The sequence below is a fragment of the Variovorax sp. FW301-JW7 genome (assembly GCF_058788795.1).
In genome coordinates, this window is sequence record NZ_JBYTBC010000007.1 from 130,041 (window position 1) to 148,849 (window position 18,809).

Below are 18,809 nucleotides of genomic sequence, written 5' to 3' on the forward strand. Positions count from 1 at the left end.
AAACCGGGCGTATTTTGAACAATTCGCAACAATTGACGGAGCAGGCAACCACCTACCCACCCGCCGCACGGGTCATTGTTGCGCGATCAGTCGAATGGTTGCGCGATGATCGCGCAACCGATGTTTTCAACGGTCCGGGCGGTACGCGGAATCGAGCGTGAGCGTACCCACGGCGCGTGACACGCAGGCGCAGATGCGCGTGGTCGCCTGCTTCTCGTGCGGGCTCAGGAACACGTCGCGGTGGTCGACTTCGCCGTCCACGGCCAGCACGTCCATGGCGCACAGGCCGCACTCGCCGCGCTTGCAGTCCGACAGGGTCTGCACGCCGGCCGCATCGAGCGCGTCGAGCAGGGTGCAATCGGCCGGCACGGTGATCGACAGGTCGTGGCGCGGAATGCGCACGGTGAAGGCCTGCGTGGCGAGGCGCCCGCTGCTGCCGAAGGTCTCGAAGCGCAGGTCGGCGAGCGGCCGGCCGGCCGCGGCCCAGGCGCGCTTGACGGCTTCGAGCATCGGCACCGGGCCGCAGGTGTAGAGCTGGCCGCCGGGCGGCAGCGCGGCGATGGCGGCGTCGAAGTCGATGGGCGCGGCGCCTTCGTGCGCCTGTACGCCGGCCTCGCCCAGCGCGTCGCGCAGGGTGTCGAGGTAGCCGAACTCGCCCGCATGGCGCGCGCCGTACAGCATGGCCACCGGCACGCCGCGACGTTGCGCCAGTGCACCGAGGCGCTGCGCCATCAGCACCAGCGGCGTGATGCCGATGCCGCCCGCCACCAGCAGGTAGCCGGGCGCCGCGAGGTCGAGCGGAAAGTGGTTCTGCGGCGCGCTCACCTGCAGCCGGTCGCCCACGGCCAGGCGCCACATCGCGCGCGAGCCGCCACGGCCGTCGTCCAGCCGCTTGACGGCGATGCGCCAGCAGCTGCCGTCGCCCTCGCCCACCAGCGAGTAGGAGCGCGTCTGCACGCGGCCCTGCTCGGTCATCACCTGCACCTGCAGGTGGGCGCCGGGCTCATGCGCGGCGACGAAGTCGGTGTCGGGGCGCAGCGTGAACTCGCGCACGGTGGGCGTGACGTCGCGCAGCGCCACCACCTGCGCCTGCATCCATTGAAGATCGCTTTTCATCGGGGAACACCAACAGGGAAAGAAAGAAGAAAGTCTCGATCAGCCGCGACGGCGGATCAGTTGCACGCCCGGCAGCGGACGCTGTTCGGCGCTCGGCGTGCCGTGCAGCGCCTCGCGCAGGTTGCGCCGCGCGATGCGGCTGTGCTCGCGCATCAGCGCCTCGGCGCGCGAGCCCTCGCCGGACTCGATGGCGTCGAGCACCTGCAGGTGCTGGTCTTGCGCGATCACGAGCATGTCGCGCGCGGCCGGCGAATTGGCCTGCACGATGACGAAGCCCGAGGGCGAGGCGAACGGCAGGTTGACCACGCGTTCGAGTTGCTGCGCGATGACGGGGCTGCCCGCCATCTCGCACAGCAGCGCGTGGAATTTTTCGTTGTGCGTCACGTAGCGCGAGAAGGCCGCGTCGTCGAGCGCGGGCTCGCGCAGCAGCTCGTCGATGCGCGTGAGGCAGGCGCGCGCTTCGCGCAGCACCACGGGCGCCGCGCCGCGCTCGGCCGCCAGCCGCGCCACCAGGCCTTCGAGCGTGCCTCGCAGCTCGATGGCGTCGGCCACGTCGCGTTCGGAAAAGGTGCGCACCGCATAGCCGCCGTTGGGCAGGGCTTCGAGCAGGCCTTCCTGTTCGAGCCGCATGAGCGCGCTGCGCACCGGCGTGCGCGACACGCCGAGCTGTTCGGAAATGGCGACCTCGGCAATGCGCGCGCCGCCGGGCAGTTCGCCCGCCAGGATCATTTCGCGCAGCCGCAGCTGCGCCTTCACGGCCTGCGAGCTGCCGCTGTCGCCGGGCTCGGCGGGGGAGACGGTGGCGACCTTCATCACGCGGCCTGGCTCTCTGGAGCGGGACGGATCGGGATCGCGGCGCGCGCGGGCCGTTCCTTCTCGATCATGCGGTCGATGAGGCGGCGCGCCCACATCGAGCCGGCGTCGATGTTGAGGTTGTAGAACTGGTGGTCGGGGTGCTCGTCGATGGCCTTCTGCTGCGCCTCGAGCACGATCTCGTCCTCGCGGAAGATGCCCGAGACGCCCTCGCGCAGCTCGTGCGTGAGGCGCTGTTCGCCCAGGCAGTAGTTGCGCGCAAAGGCCCAGAAGTACAGGCAGGTCTTGTCGGTCTCGGGCGTGATGGTGTTGAGCACGTAGCCGTTGACGCCCTTGCTGCGGTCGCCGGCGTTGTCGCCCGACGGCACCGCGCCGCTGCCCGCCTCGGCCACGCCGACGTCGATGTTCACCGTGCACGGGCCTTCGAAACGGATGATCTGCCAGCGGTCGACCTTGCCCGTGTAGCCGCGCGCATGGCGGATCTGGTTGCCCCAGAACGGCGGCGCGTCGATGTTCTCCATCCAGCGCGTAACGGTGGCCGAGCGGTCGCCGTGCGTGGCCACGAAGGGCGCCTCGGCCACCTCGCGGTTGCCGATCGACGAGCCGTGCACGAAGGTCTCGTGCGTGAGGTCCATGAGGTTGTCGACCACGAGGCGGTAGTCGCAGTGGACCCGGATCATCTTGCCGTCGCCGGCCCAGGCGGGGTCGTCGTTCCAGTGCATGTCGGGCACCAGCGCCGGGTCGGCCTTGGCCGGGTCGCCGGGCCAGATCCACACGAAGCGGTGCTTCTCGACCACCGGAAAGCTGCGCACGCAGGCCGAGGGGTTGAGCGTTTCCTGGCTCGGCATGTGGGTGCAGCGGCCCTGGCTGTTGTAGACCAGGCCGTGGTAGCCGCAGACCAGCTCGTCGCCCTCGAGACGGCCCAGCGACAGCGGCATCAGCCGGTGCCAGCAGGCGTCTTCGAGCGCGGCCACCTGGCCGTCGGTGCGGCGGAACAGCACCACTTTCTGGTTGCAGATGGTGCGTGGCAGCAGCGCGTGACGCACTTCGACGTCGTAGGCGGCGGCATACCAGGCGTTGAGCGGAAAGGCGGTCGTGGGCGTCTTCATGAATACGCAATGTATACAGAACAGCGAGAAATTCCAGAGTTGAACCCCTTATTCGAGGGTAAACACTGACATCTACGTATACAAACAGGCTTTTCACGAAGGCGCTAGGATTCCGCTCGTTCACAGCCACGACGGAGTTCATTCCATGTCCCAGCATGCCGCCCTGCCCGCCCGCTACGACCACGTGGGCAGCTTCCTGCGCCCGCAATACCTGCTCGAAGCCCGCGAGCAAAAAGCCAAGGGCCAGATCACGCCCGCGCAACTGCGCGAGGTCGAAGACAAGGCCATCACCGAGATCGTCCGCTTCCAGGAAGACATCGGCCTCAAGAGCATCACCGACGGCGAGTTCCGCCGCACTTACTTTCACATCGACTTCCTCGACCAGCTCGGCGGCGTGAAGACCGACATCCCGGTCACCATCCGCCGCCCCGACGGCACCGAGGAACTGGCGCCGCCCGCGATGCGCGTGATCGACAAGGTGCGCCACGTGAAGGACATCCAGCTCGCCGACTTCCAGTACCTGAAAAGCCAGGTGTCGGCCGGCCGCACGCCGAAGGTGACGATCCCCTCGCCGACGATGCTGCACTTCCGCGGCGGACGCGCGGGCATCAGCAAGGACGCGTACCCCGAGCTCGACCCGGTGTTCTACGACGACGTGGCCAAGGCCTATGGCGACGAGCTGCGCTCGCTGGCCGCCGCCGGCTGCACCTACGTGCAGATGGACGACACCAACCTCGCCTACCTGTGCGACGAGCACATGCGCGAAGCCGCCCGCAAGCGCGGCGACGACCCGAACGAACTGCCGCACCGCTACGCCGCCTTCATCAACAAGGTGGTGGCGCAGAAGCCGCCGGGCATGCTGCTGGCCATGCACCTGTGCCGCGGCAACTTCAAGAGCACGCACGCCGCGGCCGGCAACTACGAGCCGGTGGCCGAGGCGTTGCTCAAGGAGATGGACCTCGACGCCTACTTCATGGAGTACGACGACGCCCGCTCGGGCGACTTCAAGCCGCTGCGCTACCTGCCCAAGGGCAAGACCGTGGTGCTCGGCCTCGTGACCACCAAGTTCGGCGAGATGGAAGACAAGGACGAGCTCAAGCGCCGCATCGAGGACGCCAGCAAGTACGCCTCGCTCGACCAGCTCGCGCTGTCGCCGCAGTGCGGCTTCTCCAGCACGGTGCACGGCAACAACATCGCCGTCGAAGCACAGCGCAACAAGCTGCGCCTCGTGGTCGAGACAGCGCAGGAAGTCTGGGGCTCGACCTGACGCGCGGTTTCTGTTGAAGTCGGGGGCATGACGACGACGCAGATTTACTCCGGCCCCCTCAGCATGTTCGGCGCGAAGGTGCAGATCGCCGCGTACGAAAAAGGCATCACTTTCGAGCTCACCATGGTGCCGTTCACCACCGACGACGCCTACGAGCCCAAGCACCCCGAGGTGCTGCGCGTGAACCCGGTGAAGCAGCAGGTGCCGGTGCTGGTCGACGACGAGGTCGCGTTGTTCGACTCGACGCAGATCTTCGAGTACCTCGAAGATCGGTATCCAGCCTTCCGACTGTGGCCTGAGGGCATTGCCGACCGGGCCCGCGCGCGGCAGCTGGAGCAGAAGTCGGACGAGGTGTTCTTCCCCAACGTCATCAAGCTCTTCGGCTTGCAGGACGCCATGCAAAGCGCGCCGGCCATGGCCGCATGCGCCGCCTGCGCGCGCTTCTACGAAGAGATGGAGGGCCTGCTCGCCACGCGCGAATACCTGGCCGGCCCCTACTCCTTCGCCGACATCGCCTTCTACATGGCGCATGTGTTCGCCGATCGCAAGGGCGCCGGCATGACCGGCGCCACGCCGCGCCTCGTGGCCTGGCGCGAGCGCGTGGGCGCGCGGCCCGCGGTGCGCGCGGTGGTCGATCCGATGATGCGGTTCCTGGCTTCGCAAGGGCGCGGCGTGCCGGCCTTCCTGCAGCGCTGAGCGGGCACCGAGGCATCACCCGCCCATGCCGGACACCCTCTTCGACTGGCTGCCCTCCCCTTCGCAGCATTTTCTTGCCGTCACTTTCGCGTTGCTGGTCTATGTGCTGACCACGCGCACGCGCCGCGAGCAGCGCGCGCCCACCACCGCCATCGCGTGGGTCATGGGGCTGGTGCTCATGCCCTACGCGATCCTGCCGATGTACCTGCTGTTCGGCCAGCGCAAGCTGCGCCCGGCCGGCGCGCCCCGGCCGCCGCGTTCGCTGCCGCCGGGCCACTGGGCGGCCGACCTGATCGAGAGCTTCGGCCTGGCGCCGCCCGGGCGCTGCGCGATCCGCATGCACGCCGACGGCGAGGCCGCGCGCGAGGCGCTGTTCGAGGTGATCGACGGCGCGCGCCAGCGGCTGGACGTGTGCACCTTCATCATCGGCGACGACGCGCTCGGCCACGCCGTGCTGGCGCGGCTCGCGCAGCGCGCGCGCGAAGGCATCAAGGTGCGCGTGCTGCTCGACGGCTTCGGTGCGCTCTCGCTGCCGCGCCATCACTTCGACCGGCTGCGCGCGGCCGGCGGCGAGGTGGCGGTGTTCCGCCCCTTCTTCAGCCTGCGCCGCATCGGTCCGCGCAACCTGCGCAACCACCGCAAGCTCACCATCGCCGACGACCGCTGGCTGTGGTCGGGCGGGCGCAACCTCGCGGGCGAGTACTTCTCCGGCAACGACAAGCACCCCGAAGCCTGGCACGACCTGTCGTTCGACCTGCACGGCAGCGTGGCCGCCGCCGCGGCGCGCCAGTTCGACCACGACTGGAGCTCGGTGCGCGGGCGCAAGGCGCGCGCCATCACCGCCGCCGACGTGCCCGCGGGGCCCGGCTGCGCCATGGCCCAGTTCCTGCCGAGCGGCCCCGACCAGACCGAGGACACGGCGCACGCGCTGCTCATCGACGCCTGCTTTCGCGCCGAGCACCGCATCCTCGCGATCACGCCCTACTTCGTGCCCGGCGACGGCCTGCGCGACGCACTGCGCCTCGCCGCGCGGCGCGGCGTGCAGGTGACCATCGCGATGCCCGCGCAGTCGAACCACCGGCTGGCCGACTTCGTGCGCGCACGCGCCATGCGCGACCTGGCGCGCGCAGGCGTGAGCTTTCGCATGCTGCCCTTCATGGCGCACGCCAAGGCCGTGGTGGTCGACGACGAACTGGCGATGTGCGGCTCGATCAACCTCGACCTGCGCAGCCTGCTGCTGAACCACGAGGCGGCGGTGGTGTTCTACGGCCACGACGACATCGAATGGCTGGCCGAATGGATCGAGACCACGGCCTCGGCCGGCGAGCCCTACCGCGCGCGGCGCCCGGGGCTGCTGCGCGACGTGGCAGAGGGGCTGCTGCTGACCGTCGCCTTCCAGCTGTAGGCGGGCGGTGCATCGCCCAAGATGCACGAATGCAACACAATTGCAACCAATTGAACATTCGCACTAGAATCGCCACCGGTTCCGGTGGATGAATGTTCCTTCGGAGCCCCCTGCATCGCGGGGCAGCCCGCTCCGGCCCGGCCTCATGGGGCCCACCGAAGCGCCATTCGTACCGCCGTTGTCGTGAGAAAGTGCCCAAATAACAGGCACCACTACAGCGAGGCCAGTTCCCTTCCTACGAGCCCAGAAATTAAGATAAAGGTTCACTGATTGTTGCCACATCGTGGGGAGGAATGAGCGGTCCGCCCGCCCTCCGCACTGAATGAGCAACCAGTAGTCCCCCGCACTTCAGAAGCATCGGCGCCCGTCAGGGCGTATCGCCTTCGGCGACCTCGATGCGATGCAGGAGCGTGACCGGCAAAGGCGGTCGCCGCGGGGTCTGTGCGCTGGGCGCCGGGCGACACCTTCGCGCGGCCCGAAGCGGTCCCCTTTGTTGTCGATCACTGCCGGATTCCCCTGAGCACGGGGAGAAAAATCGATGCCTTTCATTGATTCGCTGCTGGCGCTCGCGCGCCGGCTGGGCGCAGCCTTGCCTGTCGTTTGGGCCCTGCTGCTGCCGTTGTCCGCCGCTCCCGCCTGGGCGGCCCTGAACGAAGTCGGCCGCGCCACGCCGAGCGTGCACCGTCTGCGCTTCTTCATCGACCCGCAACTGGCGGCCGACATCGGCGCGCCCGAGGCCGGCCGCCGGCTCGCGCAGTACGTGGCCGACCTCAACACCGTGTTCCAGCGCGAGACGGTGCGCAGCTTCACCTTCGATCCCGCGAAAGACCTGCAGATCGTCGCGCCCGGCGCGGCGCCGCCCTGCGGCTTCAGCGGCGTGGCCGGCGGCGAGATCGTGCTGTGCGTCGGCCCCTCGAAGCGCGGCTACAGCCACGGCGGCCTGACCACCAGCACCACCTTCCCGCCCACCGGCGTGACCTGGAACCTGAACTGGACTGCCATCCACGACCCGCTGCGCCTGTCGCGCGCCATCACGCCGGCCGCGCCCGAGTCCACCGAGAAGGACTACCTCGGCCGCCAGCTCAAGACCCTGCTGCACGAGCTGGAGCATGTGTTCGGTGCCGGCTCGGGCGAGTACTACAACGCCATCGCCGTCGCCGACACCACCGAGACCGCGCCCGCCAGCGACCTTGCCCTCGTGAAGCACACCGACCGCTACTGGTGGACGCGCCAGCACTGGCGCCTCGACCCGCTGCTGGGCACCGTGTTCGAGCAGCGCTACGACCCGGCCGCCAACCGCGTCGCCACGCTCGGCCTGATCCGTTTCACCGAAGGCACCAAGGCACAGATCAACACCGACTGGCGCGACTGGCCCAAGCTCGGCAGCTCGAAGTTCATGGCCGCGACCACCGCCACGCAGGTGCGCGTGACCGAGCGCGAGAGCGGCGCCGCGCTGGCCGGCGCGCCCGTCTCGGTGTGGCGCGACCCGGGCGCCGGCAAGCCGCTGGAGCCGATCGCGCAGGGCACGACGAATGCCGAAGGCCGCTTCGTCTTCGACTGGCGCTGCGGCTTCAGCTGCTTTGCCGTCGGCAAGACCACGCTGCTCGTGAAGGCCCAGGCCCCGGGCCGCGCACCGGGCGCCACCTGGTTCACCATCTTCGATGCCTTCGAGCAGAAGGCGGTGCAGGGGCAGGCGGCCTTCACCATCGACCTGCCGCTGGGCGTGCCCGACAGCCAGAAGCCGGCCGTGTCCCTGGCCGCCCCCGCGATGGCGACCGTGGGCCAGCCCGTGGCGCTGGCGCCCGTGGCGGTCGACAACGTCGGCGTCTTCGGCGTGAAGGTGATCGGCACCGACAGCCTGCCGATCTGCACCTTCACCGCCCCGCCCTACACCTGCCACTGGACGCCGACCGCGCCGGGCGTGCAGATCATTCGCGTGATCGCCATCGACGCGGCGGGCAATGCCGAGGTTGCCTCGGCGCAGGTGATCGTGCGCGCGCCCGCCGACACCACGGCACCGACCGTGACGCTGAACGTGCCGTCCATGGCGGCGTCGGCCGCCGGCCTGCCGGTGCGGCTGACGGGCAGCGCGACCGACGACACCGGCGTGGCCGAGCTGGCCTTCATCGTCGACGGCAAGACCGTCTGCGCGCTGCGCGCCGCGCCCTACGCCTGCAGCTGGACGCCCGCGCGCGCGGGCCTGGCGAACATCGAGCTGCGCGCCACCGATGCGGCGGGCAACGTCGCCACCACCTCGGCCACCGCGCGCGTCGGCGCGGAACTGCGGCCCGAGGATCTGTAAGACCGAACTCAGCGCCGGTTCGTGAAGCTGGCGTTGCCCAGCCCGGTGCCGATGGTCAGCACGCCCCAGTGGCGCACGTCGCGCATGAAGGACAGCTCGCTCAGGCCCTGCACCACCGCGTCGTTGTGCATGAGCACCAGCGTCGCGCCCGAGCCGATGATCGGCAGGCGCTGCCACAGCGCGGCCGGCAGGTGGAAGGCGCGGCTCTCCCAGTCGCCCGGCAGGTTCTGCGCGCCCCGTGCAATCGAGCCGTCGGCGCGGATCAGCCCCGGGCAGCCGATGCCGATGAACGGCGCGAGCCGGATCTTGCGGCGCTCGGCGTAGATCACCATGTCCTCGAGCATGTCGGCGATGCGCTCCACCATGTGGCTGCGGTTCGGGCCGTCGTCGGCGTGGCGCCACTTTTCTCGCTTGACCACTTTCGCGCGCGAGAAGTCGGGCGCCTTGCGGTGCCGCGTCTTCACGATGCCGCAGCGCACGTTGGTGCCGCCGATGTCCACCGCCAGGATGGCGTCGTGCCCCTTCAACAGGGCCGGCGGCGTCAGGTGCGCCCAGCCGATCAGTCCGCCGTCGTCCACGTTGTGCGACAGCCGGCCCAGCTGCACGTGCACGCCCAGGTCTTCGAGCATTGCGCCCGCCTCCAGGATCGCGCGCTCGCCCACATCGCTCTCGGGAAAGCCGCCGCCGACCACGATGCGCTGCACCTTGCGCCACGAGGGCTGGCGCACGAAGCGCTGCACCACGAAGGCCAGCTCTTGCGCGAACTCCTCGATGGCGCCATGCATCACGTCGCCGGCGGCCGTGGCGGTTTTCTCCTGCAACGCGCGGTCGAGCTGCTTCTTGCTCAGGTCGCGCGAGTGGACCGCGCCCAGCGGGTCGCGGCCGGTCTTGCGGCGCCGCTTGCGCCAGCGCTCGAGCAGTTCGCGAAACGCCGTCTGGCTGGCTTGGTCGCCGACGAATCCATTCTTGTCGCGCAGCTGCAGGCTGTAGCCGTCCACGCGCAGGCCGGGCAGCTCACGCAGGCCATGGATGTCGGGACCGGGGGGCGCGTGCCTGGTTTTTTTCATGACGGCCACTATGGGCCGCCGCGCGCCCGTGGCGCATCGGCTTCGCGCACCACGGCGTGTAGGAGACGGACGGGTACGGCGGGCGCGGCGATGCCGATACACTGACCCGGATGCACCTGCCTCGCAGCTTCTGGCACCCCGCCCTGTGGCTTTTCGCGATGCTCTGGCTGGCCGCCGCCGCGCCCCGCGCGCAGGCCGCCGACGAGACGCTGCGCGTCGGCTCCAAGCGCTTCACCGAGTCGTACATCCTGGCCGAGGTGCTGGCGCAGACCGCCGCGCCGCACACCGCCTCGCCGCCCGTCGTGCGTCAGGGGCTGGGCAACACGGCCATCGTGTACGAGGCGCTGCGCTCGGGCGCCATCGACCTGTACGCCGAATACACCGGCACCATCGCGCTCGAGATCCTCAAGGGCTCGCCCGCCGACACGCGCGAGGCCATGAACGCCGCGCTCGCGCCGCTCGGGCTGGGCATGGCGATTCCGCTGGGCTTCAACGACGGCTACGCGCTGGCCGTGCGCGCCGCCGACGCCGACAAGCTCGGGCTGCGCACGCTGAGCGACCTGGCCCGGCACCCCGAGCTGCGCATCGGGCTGTCGAACGAGTTCATCGGCCGCGCCGACGGCTGGAAGGGCCTGGCCGCACGCTACGGCTTCACGCAGACGCCGACCGGTCTAGACCACGGCCTGGCCTACGAAGCGATGACGGCCAAACAGATCGACGCCATCGACATCTACACCACCGACGCCAAGATCGACCACCTCGGCCTGCGTGTGCTGGTGGACGACAAGCAGTACTTTCCGCGCTACGACGCGGTGGTGCTCTACAAGCTCGACCTGCCCGCGCGGCTGCCGAAGGCCTGGGCCGCATTGCAGGCGCTCGAAGGCAAGATCGACGAGCACGCGATGATCGCGATGAACGCGCGCGCCGAACTGCAGGGCGTGCGCTTCGACACCATCGCGCGCGACTTCCTCGCGGGCGCCACGAAAGACGGCAAGACACCACCGAGCGCCGCGCGCGGCTTCACGGCCAAGCTCTTCGGGCCCGACCTCTGGCCGCTCGCGCGCCAGCACCTGCTGCTGGTGGCGGTGTCGGTCGGCGTGGCCATCCTCATCGGCGTGCCGCTGGCGATCCTCGTGTTTCCGCACCTGCGGCTGCGCGCCGTGGTGCTGGGCTTTGCGAGCGTGATGCAGACCGTGCCGTCGCTGGCGCTGCTCGCGGTGCTGATCTCGCTGCTCGGCGCCATCGGCGCCCTGCCCGCGCTGATCGCGCTCACGCTGTATTCGCTGCTGCCGATCATGCGCAACACCGTGACCGGATTGACCGAGGTGCCCAACGGCCTGCGACTGGCCGGCACCGCGCTGGGCATGACGCCGCCGCAGAGCCTTCAGTTGGTGCTGTTGCCTCTCGCGTTGCCCACGTTGCTGGCGGGCGTGAGAACAGCCACTGCGATCGCCATCGGCACGGCGACCATCGCGGCCTTCATCGGTGCGGGCGGCTTCGGCGAGCGCATCGTGACGGGGCTGGCGCTCAACGATCGCGAGCTGTTGATGGCCGGTGCACTGCCGGCTGCGGCGATGGCGCTGGTCAGCGAAGGCCTGTTCGAGCTGATCGAACTCTGGATGCGGCGCCGTCGTCGGGCGCCACCGGCCTCGCTGCCACCCACCTGACGGGTTCTCAGGCCAGCGTGTAAGCCGTCTTCACCGTCGTGAAGAACTCCTGCGCGTACTTGCCCTGCTCACGCGGCCCATAGCTCGATCCTTTGCGGCCGCCAAACGGCACGTGATAGTCCACCCCCGCCGTCGGCAGGTTCACCATCACCATGCCCGCCTGGCTGTGGCGCTTGAAGTGCGTCGCGTACTTCAGCGAGGTGGTCGCGATGCCGGCCGACAAACCGAACTCCGTGTCGTTGGCCGTCGCCAGCGCCTCTTCGTAGTTCTTCACGCGGATCACGCTCGCCACCGGGCCGAACACTTCCTCGCGGTTGATGCGCATGTTCGCGGCTGACTCGCTGAACAGCGCCGGCGACATGTAGTAGCCGTCCGTCTCCAGCTTCAGCAGCTCGCCGCCGGCCGCCAGCGTGGCGCCCTCGCCCTTGCCGATGGCGACGTATTCCATGTCCTGGTCGAGCTGCGACTTCGACGACACCGGCCCCACGTCGGTGCCCTGCGCCAGCGCGTCGCCGACCTTGATCTTCGCCATGCGCGTCTTCATCGCGTCGATGAACTTCGGGTAGATGCCTTCGGTCACGATGAGGCGGCTCGACGCCGTGCAGCGCTGGCCGGTCGAGTAGAACGCGCTCTGCACGCTGAGCTCCACGGCCTGCGCGAGGTCGGCGTCGTCGAGCACCACCTGCGGGTTCTTGCCGCCCATTTCGAGCTGCACCTTCTTGTGGTTCGTGACGCACTGGATCGCGATGTTGCGGCCCACGCCCACCGAGCCCGTGAAGCTGATCGCATGGATGCCCGGGTGGTTCACCAGCGCATCGCCGATCACGCTGCCGCGCCCCATCACGAGGTTGAACACGCCGGCCGGAATGCCCGAGCGGCTGATGATCTCGGCCAGCGCCCAGGCGCAGCCCGGCACGAGGTCGGCGGGCTTGAGAACCACGCAGTTGCCGAAGGCCAGCGCAGGCGCGATCTTCCACGCAGGAATCGCGATGGGGAAGTTCCACGGCGTGATGAGCCCGACCACGCCCACCGGCTCGCGCGTGATTTCCACGCCGATGTTCGGGCGCACCGACGGCAGCACCTCGCCCGACAGGCGCAGGCACTCGCCCGCGAAGAACTTGAAGATCTGCCCCGCGCGCGTGGCTTCGCCGATGCCTTCGGCCTTGGTCTTGCCTTCTTCACGCGCCAGCAGCGTGCCCAGCTCTTCCTTGCGCGCGAGGATCTCCGTGCCGATCTTGTCGAGCGCGTCGGAGCGCGCCTGGATGCTGCCCGTCGCCCAGGCGGGCAAGGCTGCGGTGGCGGCGGCCACGGCGGCGTCGACCTGGCCCTTGTCGCCCTGCGTGTACTGGCCCAGCACATCGGCCAGGTTGCTGGGGTTGATGTTGGGGCTGTAGCTGTGGCCGGCCAGCCATTCGCCGTTGATGAGGTTGTCGAAGTTCTGCATTGCGTCGTTTCCTTCAGCGGACCATGCAGGGCCGCTTGTTGTCGAAAGTCCAGTTGGGAATGAGGTACTGCATTGCCTGCGCATCGTTGCGCGCGCCCAGGCCATGCTTCAGGTACAGCTGGTGCGCCTTCTCGACCTCGGCCATGTCGAGCTCGATGCCCAGGCCGCCGCGCGTGGGCACCTGCACGAGGCCGCCTTCGATCTGCAGCGGTGCCTTCGTGAGGCGCTGGCCGTCCTGCCAGATCCAGTGCGTGTCGATGGCCGTGACCTTGCCCGGCGCCGCCGCGGCCACGTGCGTGAACATCGCGAGCGACACGTCGAAGTGGTTGTTCGAATGCGAGCCCCAGGTCAGGCCCCAGGCCTGGCACAGCTGCGCCACGCGCACCGAACCCTGCATGGTCCAGAAGTGCGGATCGGCCAGCGGAATGTCGACCGACTGCAGCGAGAGGCTGTGCACCATCTCGCGCCAGTCGGTGGCGACCATGTTGGTGGCGGTGGGCAGGCCGGTGGCGCGGCGGAACTCGGCCATCACCTCGCGGCCCGAGAACACGCCCTCGGCGCCGCACGGGTCTTCGGCATAGGCCATCACGCCGTGCAGGTCGCGGCACAGGCGGATGGCGTCGGCCAGCAGCCAGCCGCCGTTCGGGTCGAGCGTGACGCGCGCCTGCGGGAAGCGTTCGTGCAGCGCGCGGATCGCTTCGACCTCTTCCTCGCCGCGCAGCACGCCGCCCTTGAGCTTGAAGTCGGTGAAACCGTAGCGCGCATGCGTGGCCTCGGCCAGGCGCACGATGGCCTCGGGCGTCATGGCCTCCTCGTGGCGCAGGCGGAACCAGTCGTTGTCGGCGCCGGGGTCGGTCTCGTACGGCAGGTCGGTCTTCGTGCGGTCGCCCACGTAGAACAGGTAGCCGAGCATCTGCACCGCATCGCGCTGCTGGCCTTCGCCGAGCAGCGCGGCCACGGGAACGCCCAGGTGCTGGCCCAGCAGGTCGAGCAGCGCGGCTTCGGCGGCGGTCACGGCGTGGATGGTCACGCGCAGGTCGAAGGTCTGCAGGCCGCGCCCGCCGCTGTCGCGCGCGGCAAAGGCGCTGCGCATGCGGTTGAGCACGGCGTTGTGGTTGCCGATGGGCTGGCCCACGATGAGGTCGCGCGCGTCTTCGAGCGTCTGGCGGATCTTCTCGCCGCCCGGCACCTCGCCCACGCCGGTGTGGCCGGCGCTGTCGGTCAGGATCAGCAGGTTGCGCGTGAAGAACGGGCCGTGCGCGCCGCTGAGGTTCATCAGCATGCTGTCGTGGCCCGCGACGGGCACGACGCGCATGGCGGTGACGACGGGCGCGCCCGACACGACAGGGGAAACGGATTCAGGACTTGTCATCTTCGGGCTGTGGCCTCAATCGGCAGTGATGTGGCGGGTGTCGATCAATGTCTTCCATCGCGCCCACTCGCGCAACTGGAAGGCAGTGAAGTCCTCGGGCGTGCTGGCGACGATTTCCAGGCCCTGGTCGAGCATGCGCTTCTTCGTCTCGGGGTCCTGCATGGCGGCGATGACCGCGTCGCTCAGCTTCTTCTTCGTGGCGGGCGGCAGGCCCTTGGGCGCGGCCATGCCCTGCCACGAATAGACCTCGGCGCCCTTCACGCCGGCCTCGGCGAGCGTGGGCACGTCGGGCAGCACGGGCGAGCGCTTGTCGCCGGTGACGGCCAGCGCGCGCAGCTTGCCGGCACGGATGTGCGGCAGCACGGCGTTCACGTTCTGGAACGAGAAGTCGACCTGGTTGCCCAGCAGGTCGTTCACCGCCGGCGCGCCGCCCTTGTAGGGCACGTGCACGCCTTCGGTCTTCGATTGCTGCCAGAAGAGTTCGGCCGAGAGATGGTCGGACGAGCCGTTGCCCGAGCTCGCGAACGAGACCTTGCCGGGCGTCTTGCGCAGGAGCGCGAGCACGTCGGCCACGCTGCGCTCGGGCCGCGCGACATTCGCCACGAGCACGTTGGGCGCCTGCACGGGCACGCTGATGTAGTCGAAGTCCTTGGTGGCGTCGTAGGGCACGCCTTTTTGCAGGTGCGGCGTGACGACGAAGGCGCCGAGCGACGACACCAGCAGCGTGTAGCCGTCGGGCAGTGCGCGCCGCACGAAGCCGGTGCCGATGGTGCCGGTGGCACCGGGCCGGTTGTCGACCACGAAGCTGCCGCCGAGCTTGGCCTGCAGCTGCTGCGCCAATGCGCGCGCCACCATGTCGGTGGAGCCGCCAGCCGGGAACGGCACGATGATCGTCACGGGTTTCTGCTGCGGCCATGCATCGGCCTGCGCCCAGGCGTGCAGCGGCGACAGCAGCGCGGTGGCGGCGAGCGCGAGGCCCGTCGCCAGGAATTGCGTTCTCTTCATGCGCGGTGGTCCGATCAGGAAGGAAGGCGCACAGCCTGGCGCGCGAGCAGCTTCCACTCGCCGCCCTGCTTCTGCCAGACGCCGAGGATCTTCAGCGCGACCTTGCCGGGCTTGCCCGAATCGTTGGTGTCGGCCGTGAGCGTGTGGCGCACGATGGCCGTGCGGCCGTCGACGACCTTCACGGTCTGGTCGGTGATGGCGATGGTCACGAAGTCGGACTTGCCGTCGAGCAGGTCGGCGATGAAGCTGGCCTGCGTGTCGACCTTGCCGCCCGAATGGCCGTAGCTCAGGTCGTCGGACACCAGCGCGCGCAGCGCGGCGGGCGTCGGGTCGACCATGGCGACGCGCAGCCGCTCAGCGGCTGCGGCCACGGCGGGTTCGTCCGACGCGCTGTAGCTGCCACCGCTGGCGGCACAACCCGCGAACACAGCGGTCGCCGCGGCGGCGAGCAGGAATTTCCTGATGAGCATGTCGTTGTCTCCTGTTGTTCTGTGGTGCTGGCGACTACTGCGATCAGTGCCGGCTTACTGCGGGCCGAGCGTGTCGATGAGCGCCTTCAGTGCGTCCATCTCGTCGGGCTTCAGGTCGGTCAGTGGCGCGCGCACGGGGCCGGCGTCGTGGCCGACGAGCTTGGCGCCCGCCTTCACGATGCTCACGGCGTAGCCGGGCACGCGGTTGCGCAGCTCCAGGTAAGGCATGAAGAAGTTCTTCAGCAGGCGGTGCTGCGTGGCCATGTCGTCGTTGGCGACCGCGTGATAGAAGTCCATCGCCGTCTTCGGGATGAAGTTGAAGACCGCCGACGAGTACACGGGCGTGCCCATCGCCTTGTAGGCCGCGGCATACACCTCGGCCGTGGGCAGGCCGCCCAGGTAGGCGAAGCGGTCGCCCATCTTCTGGAAGATCGCGACCATCGCCTCGATGTCGCCCACGCCGTCCTTGAAGCCGACGAGGTTCGGGTTGCGCTCGGCCAGGCGGGCGAGCGTGTCGGGCTTGAGGCGGCTGCTGGCGCGGTTGTAGACGATCACGCCGAACTTCACGCTCTTGCACACGGCCTCGACGTGCGCGGCCAGGCCTTCCTGGCCGGCTTCGGTGAGGTAGTGCGGCAGCAGCAGGATGCCGTGCGCGCCGGCCTTCTCTGCGGCCTGTGCGCATTGGATGGCAAAGCGCGTCGGGCCGCCGGCGCCGGCAATGATCGGCACCTTGCCGCGGCAGGTGTCGACCGCCGTCTGAATGATGCCGGGGTACTCGTCGCCCGTCAGCGAGAAGAACTCGCCCGTGCCACCCGCGGCGAACAGCGCGCTCGCGCCGTAGGGTGCCAGCCATTCGAGGCGCTCGATGTAGCCCTTCTTGTTGAAGTCGCCGTTGCTGTCGAAGTCGGTCAGCGGAAACGAGAGCAGGCCGGAGCCCATGATGGTCTTGAGTTCTTGCGGGTTCATCGGAAGTCGTCCAGTGAAAAATGAAAAAGAGAAATGAAGAAGAAGGGATCGCTCAATCGAGCTTCAGATTGGCTTGCTGGATGACCTGCGCCCAGCGCGCGCGCTCCTTGGCGAAGAACTGGTCCTGCTCGGGCGCGGTCATGGTCACGACCTCGGCGCCCTGCCCCGCCAGCCGCGCCCGGATGTCGGGCGTGCGGATGATGCGGACCAGTTCCTTGTTGAGCCGGGCGATCACCGCGTCAGGGGTGCCGCGCGCCGCGACCATGCCCTGCCATGTGCCCGACTCGTAGCCGGGAACGCCCTGCTCCGCGATGGTCGGCACGCTGCCGATCAGCGGCATGCGCGTCGACTTGGAAACAGCGATGAGCTTGAGCTTGCCGCTTTGCACATGCGGGTAGGTGGCCAGCATGCCGTTCATGAGCACCTGCGTCTGGCCCGCGACGGTGTCGAGCACGGCCTGCACGCCGCCCTTGTAGGGCACGTACTCCCACTTGGCGCCGCTCTTGCGCTGCAACTCGACGCCGGCCAGGTGCGCGGTGCTGCCGCTGGCGGTGACGGCGAAGTTGAGATCGCTCTTCTTCGACAGCTCGACCAGCTCCTTCAGCGTGTTGGCCTGCACCGACGGGTGCACCACCAGCAGGTGCGGCGAGTAGGCCAGCATGGCCACGCTGCGCAGGTCCTTCGACGGATCGAACGGCAGCTTGGGGTACAGCGACGGGCTGATGGCCAGCGCACCGAGGTCGCACAGCATGAGCGTGTGGCCGTCGGCCGGCGCCTTGGCCAGCATGTCGGCGCCGAGGTTGCCGTTGGCGCCCGCGCGGTTCTCGATGACCACGGGCTGGCCCAGCGCCTCGGACAGCGGCTGCCCGATGGCGCGCGCAATGATGTCCGACGAGCCGCCCGGCGGGTACGGCACGATGAGACGGATGGGCTTGGAAGGCCAGGTGCCGCCCGCCCCTTGCGCGAACGCGTGCAGGGGCAGGCTGGCGGCCAGTGTGGTGGCAAGGGCGGCGCCGAGCGCGCCGCGTCGGTTGACGGTCATGGGGGCTGTCTCCTGAGGTTCGATGCAGGCATGCGGGGCCGCGATGGCGCCGCATGTTATCAGTCATCGTACAACCAGAGAATCAGCTTGTCCAGACTTGGGCCCCGAAAACCCGGGGCGAACTCAGCGCGAAGGGGTGTTGTCGGACGAGGCGGCGCCGCGGCCGGCCGCCTCCGTCCTGGCCTTCTGTTGCTGCGCAGCTTCCTGCGCCATGCGCAGCCGCTCGCGGCTGTTGGTCAGGTGGATGCGCATCGCGGCGCGTGCCGACTCGGGGTCGCGGCGCGCGATGGCCGCGTAGATTTCCTCGTGCTCGCGGTTCACGCGGCTCAGGTAGCTGCCGTCCTGCACGCGGATCGCGCTGATGCGCGTGCGCGGGATGATGGTCGTGCCCAGGTGCCGCATGATGTCGGCGAAGTAGGGGTTGCCAGTCGACTGCGCGATCTCCAGGTGGAAGGCGAAGTCGGGCCCCACCGTGTCGCCGCCCACCTTGACGTTCTGCTCGAACGTGTCGAGCGCCTGGCGCATCGCGACCAGCTGCTCGTCGGTGCGCCGGCTCGCGGCCAGCCCGGCGGATTCGGTCTCCAGGCTGATGCGCAGCTCGAGCACGGCGAGCACGTCGACCGAGGTCGCGATCTCGCCGGGATCGAGGCGGAACACCCCGCCCATGCCGCCCGGACGCGGCTGCAGCACGAAGGTGCCCACGCCGTGCAGCGTCTCGACCAGCCCGCCCGCCTGCAGCTTGGACAGCGCCTCGCGCACCACGGTGCGGCTCACGCCGTAGGCCTGCATGATGGCCGACTCGGTGGGCAGCTTGTCGCCGGGGCGCAGCGACTGGCTGCGGATCTTTTCGCCCAGGTCTTCCACCAGCCCGTGCGCCAGGCCGCGCGCGCGCTGGCGCGGCCGCCCCACGAAAGCGGCGTTGCCCGCCGGGTTGTCGGCGGTCGTTGTCTGAACTTCGGGATTACCCGCAGTCGTTGAGGCCATGACGACGATCATAATCCCCTCACAGTTGTACGACAACAGATAACTTATCACCTAAAAACGGTGACGAAGTTCTCCACCTCCTCC

The 18,809-nt window shown here is 69.1% G+C and carries 16 protein-coding genes; 5 read left to right on the forward strand and 11 right to left on the reverse strand.

The features are described from left to right. Positions 1-126: 126 nt before the first annotated feature. The 3 genes from AC3WQM_RS20040 to AC3WQM_RS20050 are packed head-to-tail and all read right to left on the reverse strand — an operon-like array spanning position 127 to position 3,038. Entirely contained in the window at positions 127-1,116 is a 990-nt protein-coding gene (locus tag AC3WQM_RS20040; RefSeq protein ID WP_307586007.1) for a PDR/VanB family oxidoreductase, read from the reverse strand. Positions 1,117-1,155: 39 nt separating this feature from the next. Further along, on the reverse strand, positions 1,156-1,929 hold the full coding sequence (locus tag AC3WQM_RS20045; protein WP_062470623.1) for a GntR family transcriptional regulator: 774 nt from the start codon (positions 1,927-1,929) through the stop codon (positions 1,156-1,158). After that, positions 1,929-3,038 (reverse strand): aromatic ring-hydroxylating dioxygenase subunit alpha, encoded by a 1,110-nt coding sequence (locus AC3WQM_RS20050; RefSeq protein WP_492681108.1) that lies wholly within the window; start codon positions 3,036-3,038, stop codon positions 1,929-1,931. The genes AC3WQM_RS20045 and AC3WQM_RS20050 overlap by 1 nt, the downstream gene beginning before the upstream one ends. A gap of 145 nt (positions 3,039-3,183) precedes the next feature. On the opposite strand from AC3WQM_RS20050, the gene AC3WQM_RS20055 reads away from it, so the two are divergent. The 4 genes from AC3WQM_RS20055 (at position 3,184) to AC3WQM_RS20070 (ending at position 8,708) form a co-directional block, all read left to right on the forward strand. Beyond that, on the forward strand, positions 3,184-4,305 hold the full coding sequence (locus tag AC3WQM_RS20055) for a 5-methyltetrahydropteroyltriglutamate--homocysteine S-methyltransferase (protein WP_159272603.1): 1,122 nt from the start codon (positions 3,184-3,186) through the stop codon (positions 4,303-4,305). Between the two features lie 27 nt (positions 4,306-4,332). Further along, positions 4,333-5,001 carry a glutathione S-transferase family protein gene (locus tag AC3WQM_RS20060; RefSeq protein ID WP_492681110.1) on the forward strand — a complete coding sequence of 223 codons (669 nt, stop codon included), beginning with the start codon at positions 4,333-4,335 and terminating at the stop codon, positions 4,999-5,001. 25 nt (positions 5,002-5,026) lie between these two features. After that, entirely contained in the window at positions 5,027-6,406 is a 1,380-nt protein-coding gene (locus AC3WQM_RS20065) for a phospholipase D-like domain-containing protein (RefSeq protein ID WP_489057475.1), read from the forward strand. Between the two features lie 538 nt (positions 6,407-6,944). Beyond that, positions 6,945-8,708, forward strand: a complete 1,764-nt coding sequence (locus AC3WQM_RS20070; protein WP_492681112.1) for an Ig-like domain-containing protein — start codon at positions 6,945-6,947, stop codon at positions 8,706-8,708. 8 nt (positions 8,709-8,716) lie between these two features. Here AC3WQM_RS20070 and AC3WQM_RS20075 read toward each other — a convergent pair whose 3' ends face one another. After that, positions 8,717-9,775, reverse strand: coding sequence for an ROK family protein (locus AC3WQM_RS20075; RefSeq protein ID WP_492681114.1), 1,059 nt, complete (start codon positions 9,773-9,775; stop codon positions 8,717-8,719). Positions 9,776-9,885: 110 nt separating this feature from the next. On the opposite strand from AC3WQM_RS20075, the gene AC3WQM_RS20080 reads away from it, so the two are divergent. Next, a complete protein-coding gene (locus tag AC3WQM_RS20080) occupies positions 9,886-11,442 on the forward strand; it encodes an ABC transporter permease/substrate-binding protein (protein WP_492681116.1) in 1,557 nt (518 codons plus the stop codon). Positions 11,443-11,449: 7 nt separating this feature from the next. Here AC3WQM_RS20080 and AC3WQM_RS20085 read toward each other — a convergent pair whose 3' ends face one another. From AC3WQM_RS20085 to AC3WQM_RS20115, 7 genes are all read right to left on the reverse strand, one after another. Beyond that, positions 11,450-12,886 (reverse strand): aldehyde dehydrogenase family protein, encoded by a 1,437-nt coding sequence (locus tag AC3WQM_RS20085; protein WP_492681118.1) that lies wholly within the window; start codon positions 12,884-12,886, stop codon positions 11,450-11,452. A gap of 13 nt (positions 12,887-12,899) precedes the next feature. Further along, entirely contained in the window at positions 12,900-14,258 is a 1,359-nt protein-coding gene (gene gudD / locus AC3WQM_RS20090; RefSeq protein WP_492681120.1) for a glucarate dehydratase, read from the reverse strand. 15 nt (positions 14,259-14,273) lie between these two features. Further along, a complete protein-coding gene (locus tag AC3WQM_RS20095) occupies positions 14,274-15,263 on the reverse strand; it encodes a Bug family tripartite tricarboxylate transporter substrate binding protein (protein WP_492681122.1) in 990 nt (329 codons plus the stop codon). Between the two features lie 14 nt (positions 15,264-15,277). Next, positions 15,278-15,733 carry a nuclear transport factor 2 family protein gene (locus AC3WQM_RS20100; RefSeq protein ID WP_492681124.1) on the reverse strand — a complete coding sequence of 152 codons (456 nt, stop codon included), beginning with the start codon at positions 15,731-15,733 and terminating at the stop codon, positions 15,278-15,280. A gap of 54 nt (positions 15,734-15,787) precedes the next feature. After that, positions 15,788-16,699 (reverse strand): 5-dehydro-4-deoxyglucarate dehydratase, encoded by a 912-nt coding sequence (kdgD, locus tag AC3WQM_RS20105; protein ID WP_492681126.1) that lies wholly within the window; start codon positions 16,697-16,699, stop codon positions 15,788-15,790. A gap of 52 nt (positions 16,700-16,751) precedes the next feature. Then, a complete protein-coding gene (locus AC3WQM_RS20110; protein WP_307585986.1) occupies positions 16,752-17,741 on the reverse strand; it encodes a Bug family tripartite tricarboxylate transporter substrate binding protein in 990 nt (329 codons plus the stop codon). Positions 17,742-17,864: 123 nt separating this feature from the next. Beyond that, on the reverse strand, positions 17,865-18,725 hold the full coding sequence (locus AC3WQM_RS20115) for a FadR/GntR family transcriptional regulator (RefSeq protein WP_489057484.1): 861 nt from the start codon (positions 18,723-18,725) through the stop codon (positions 17,865-17,867). Positions 18,726-18,809 lie beyond the last annotated feature (84 nt).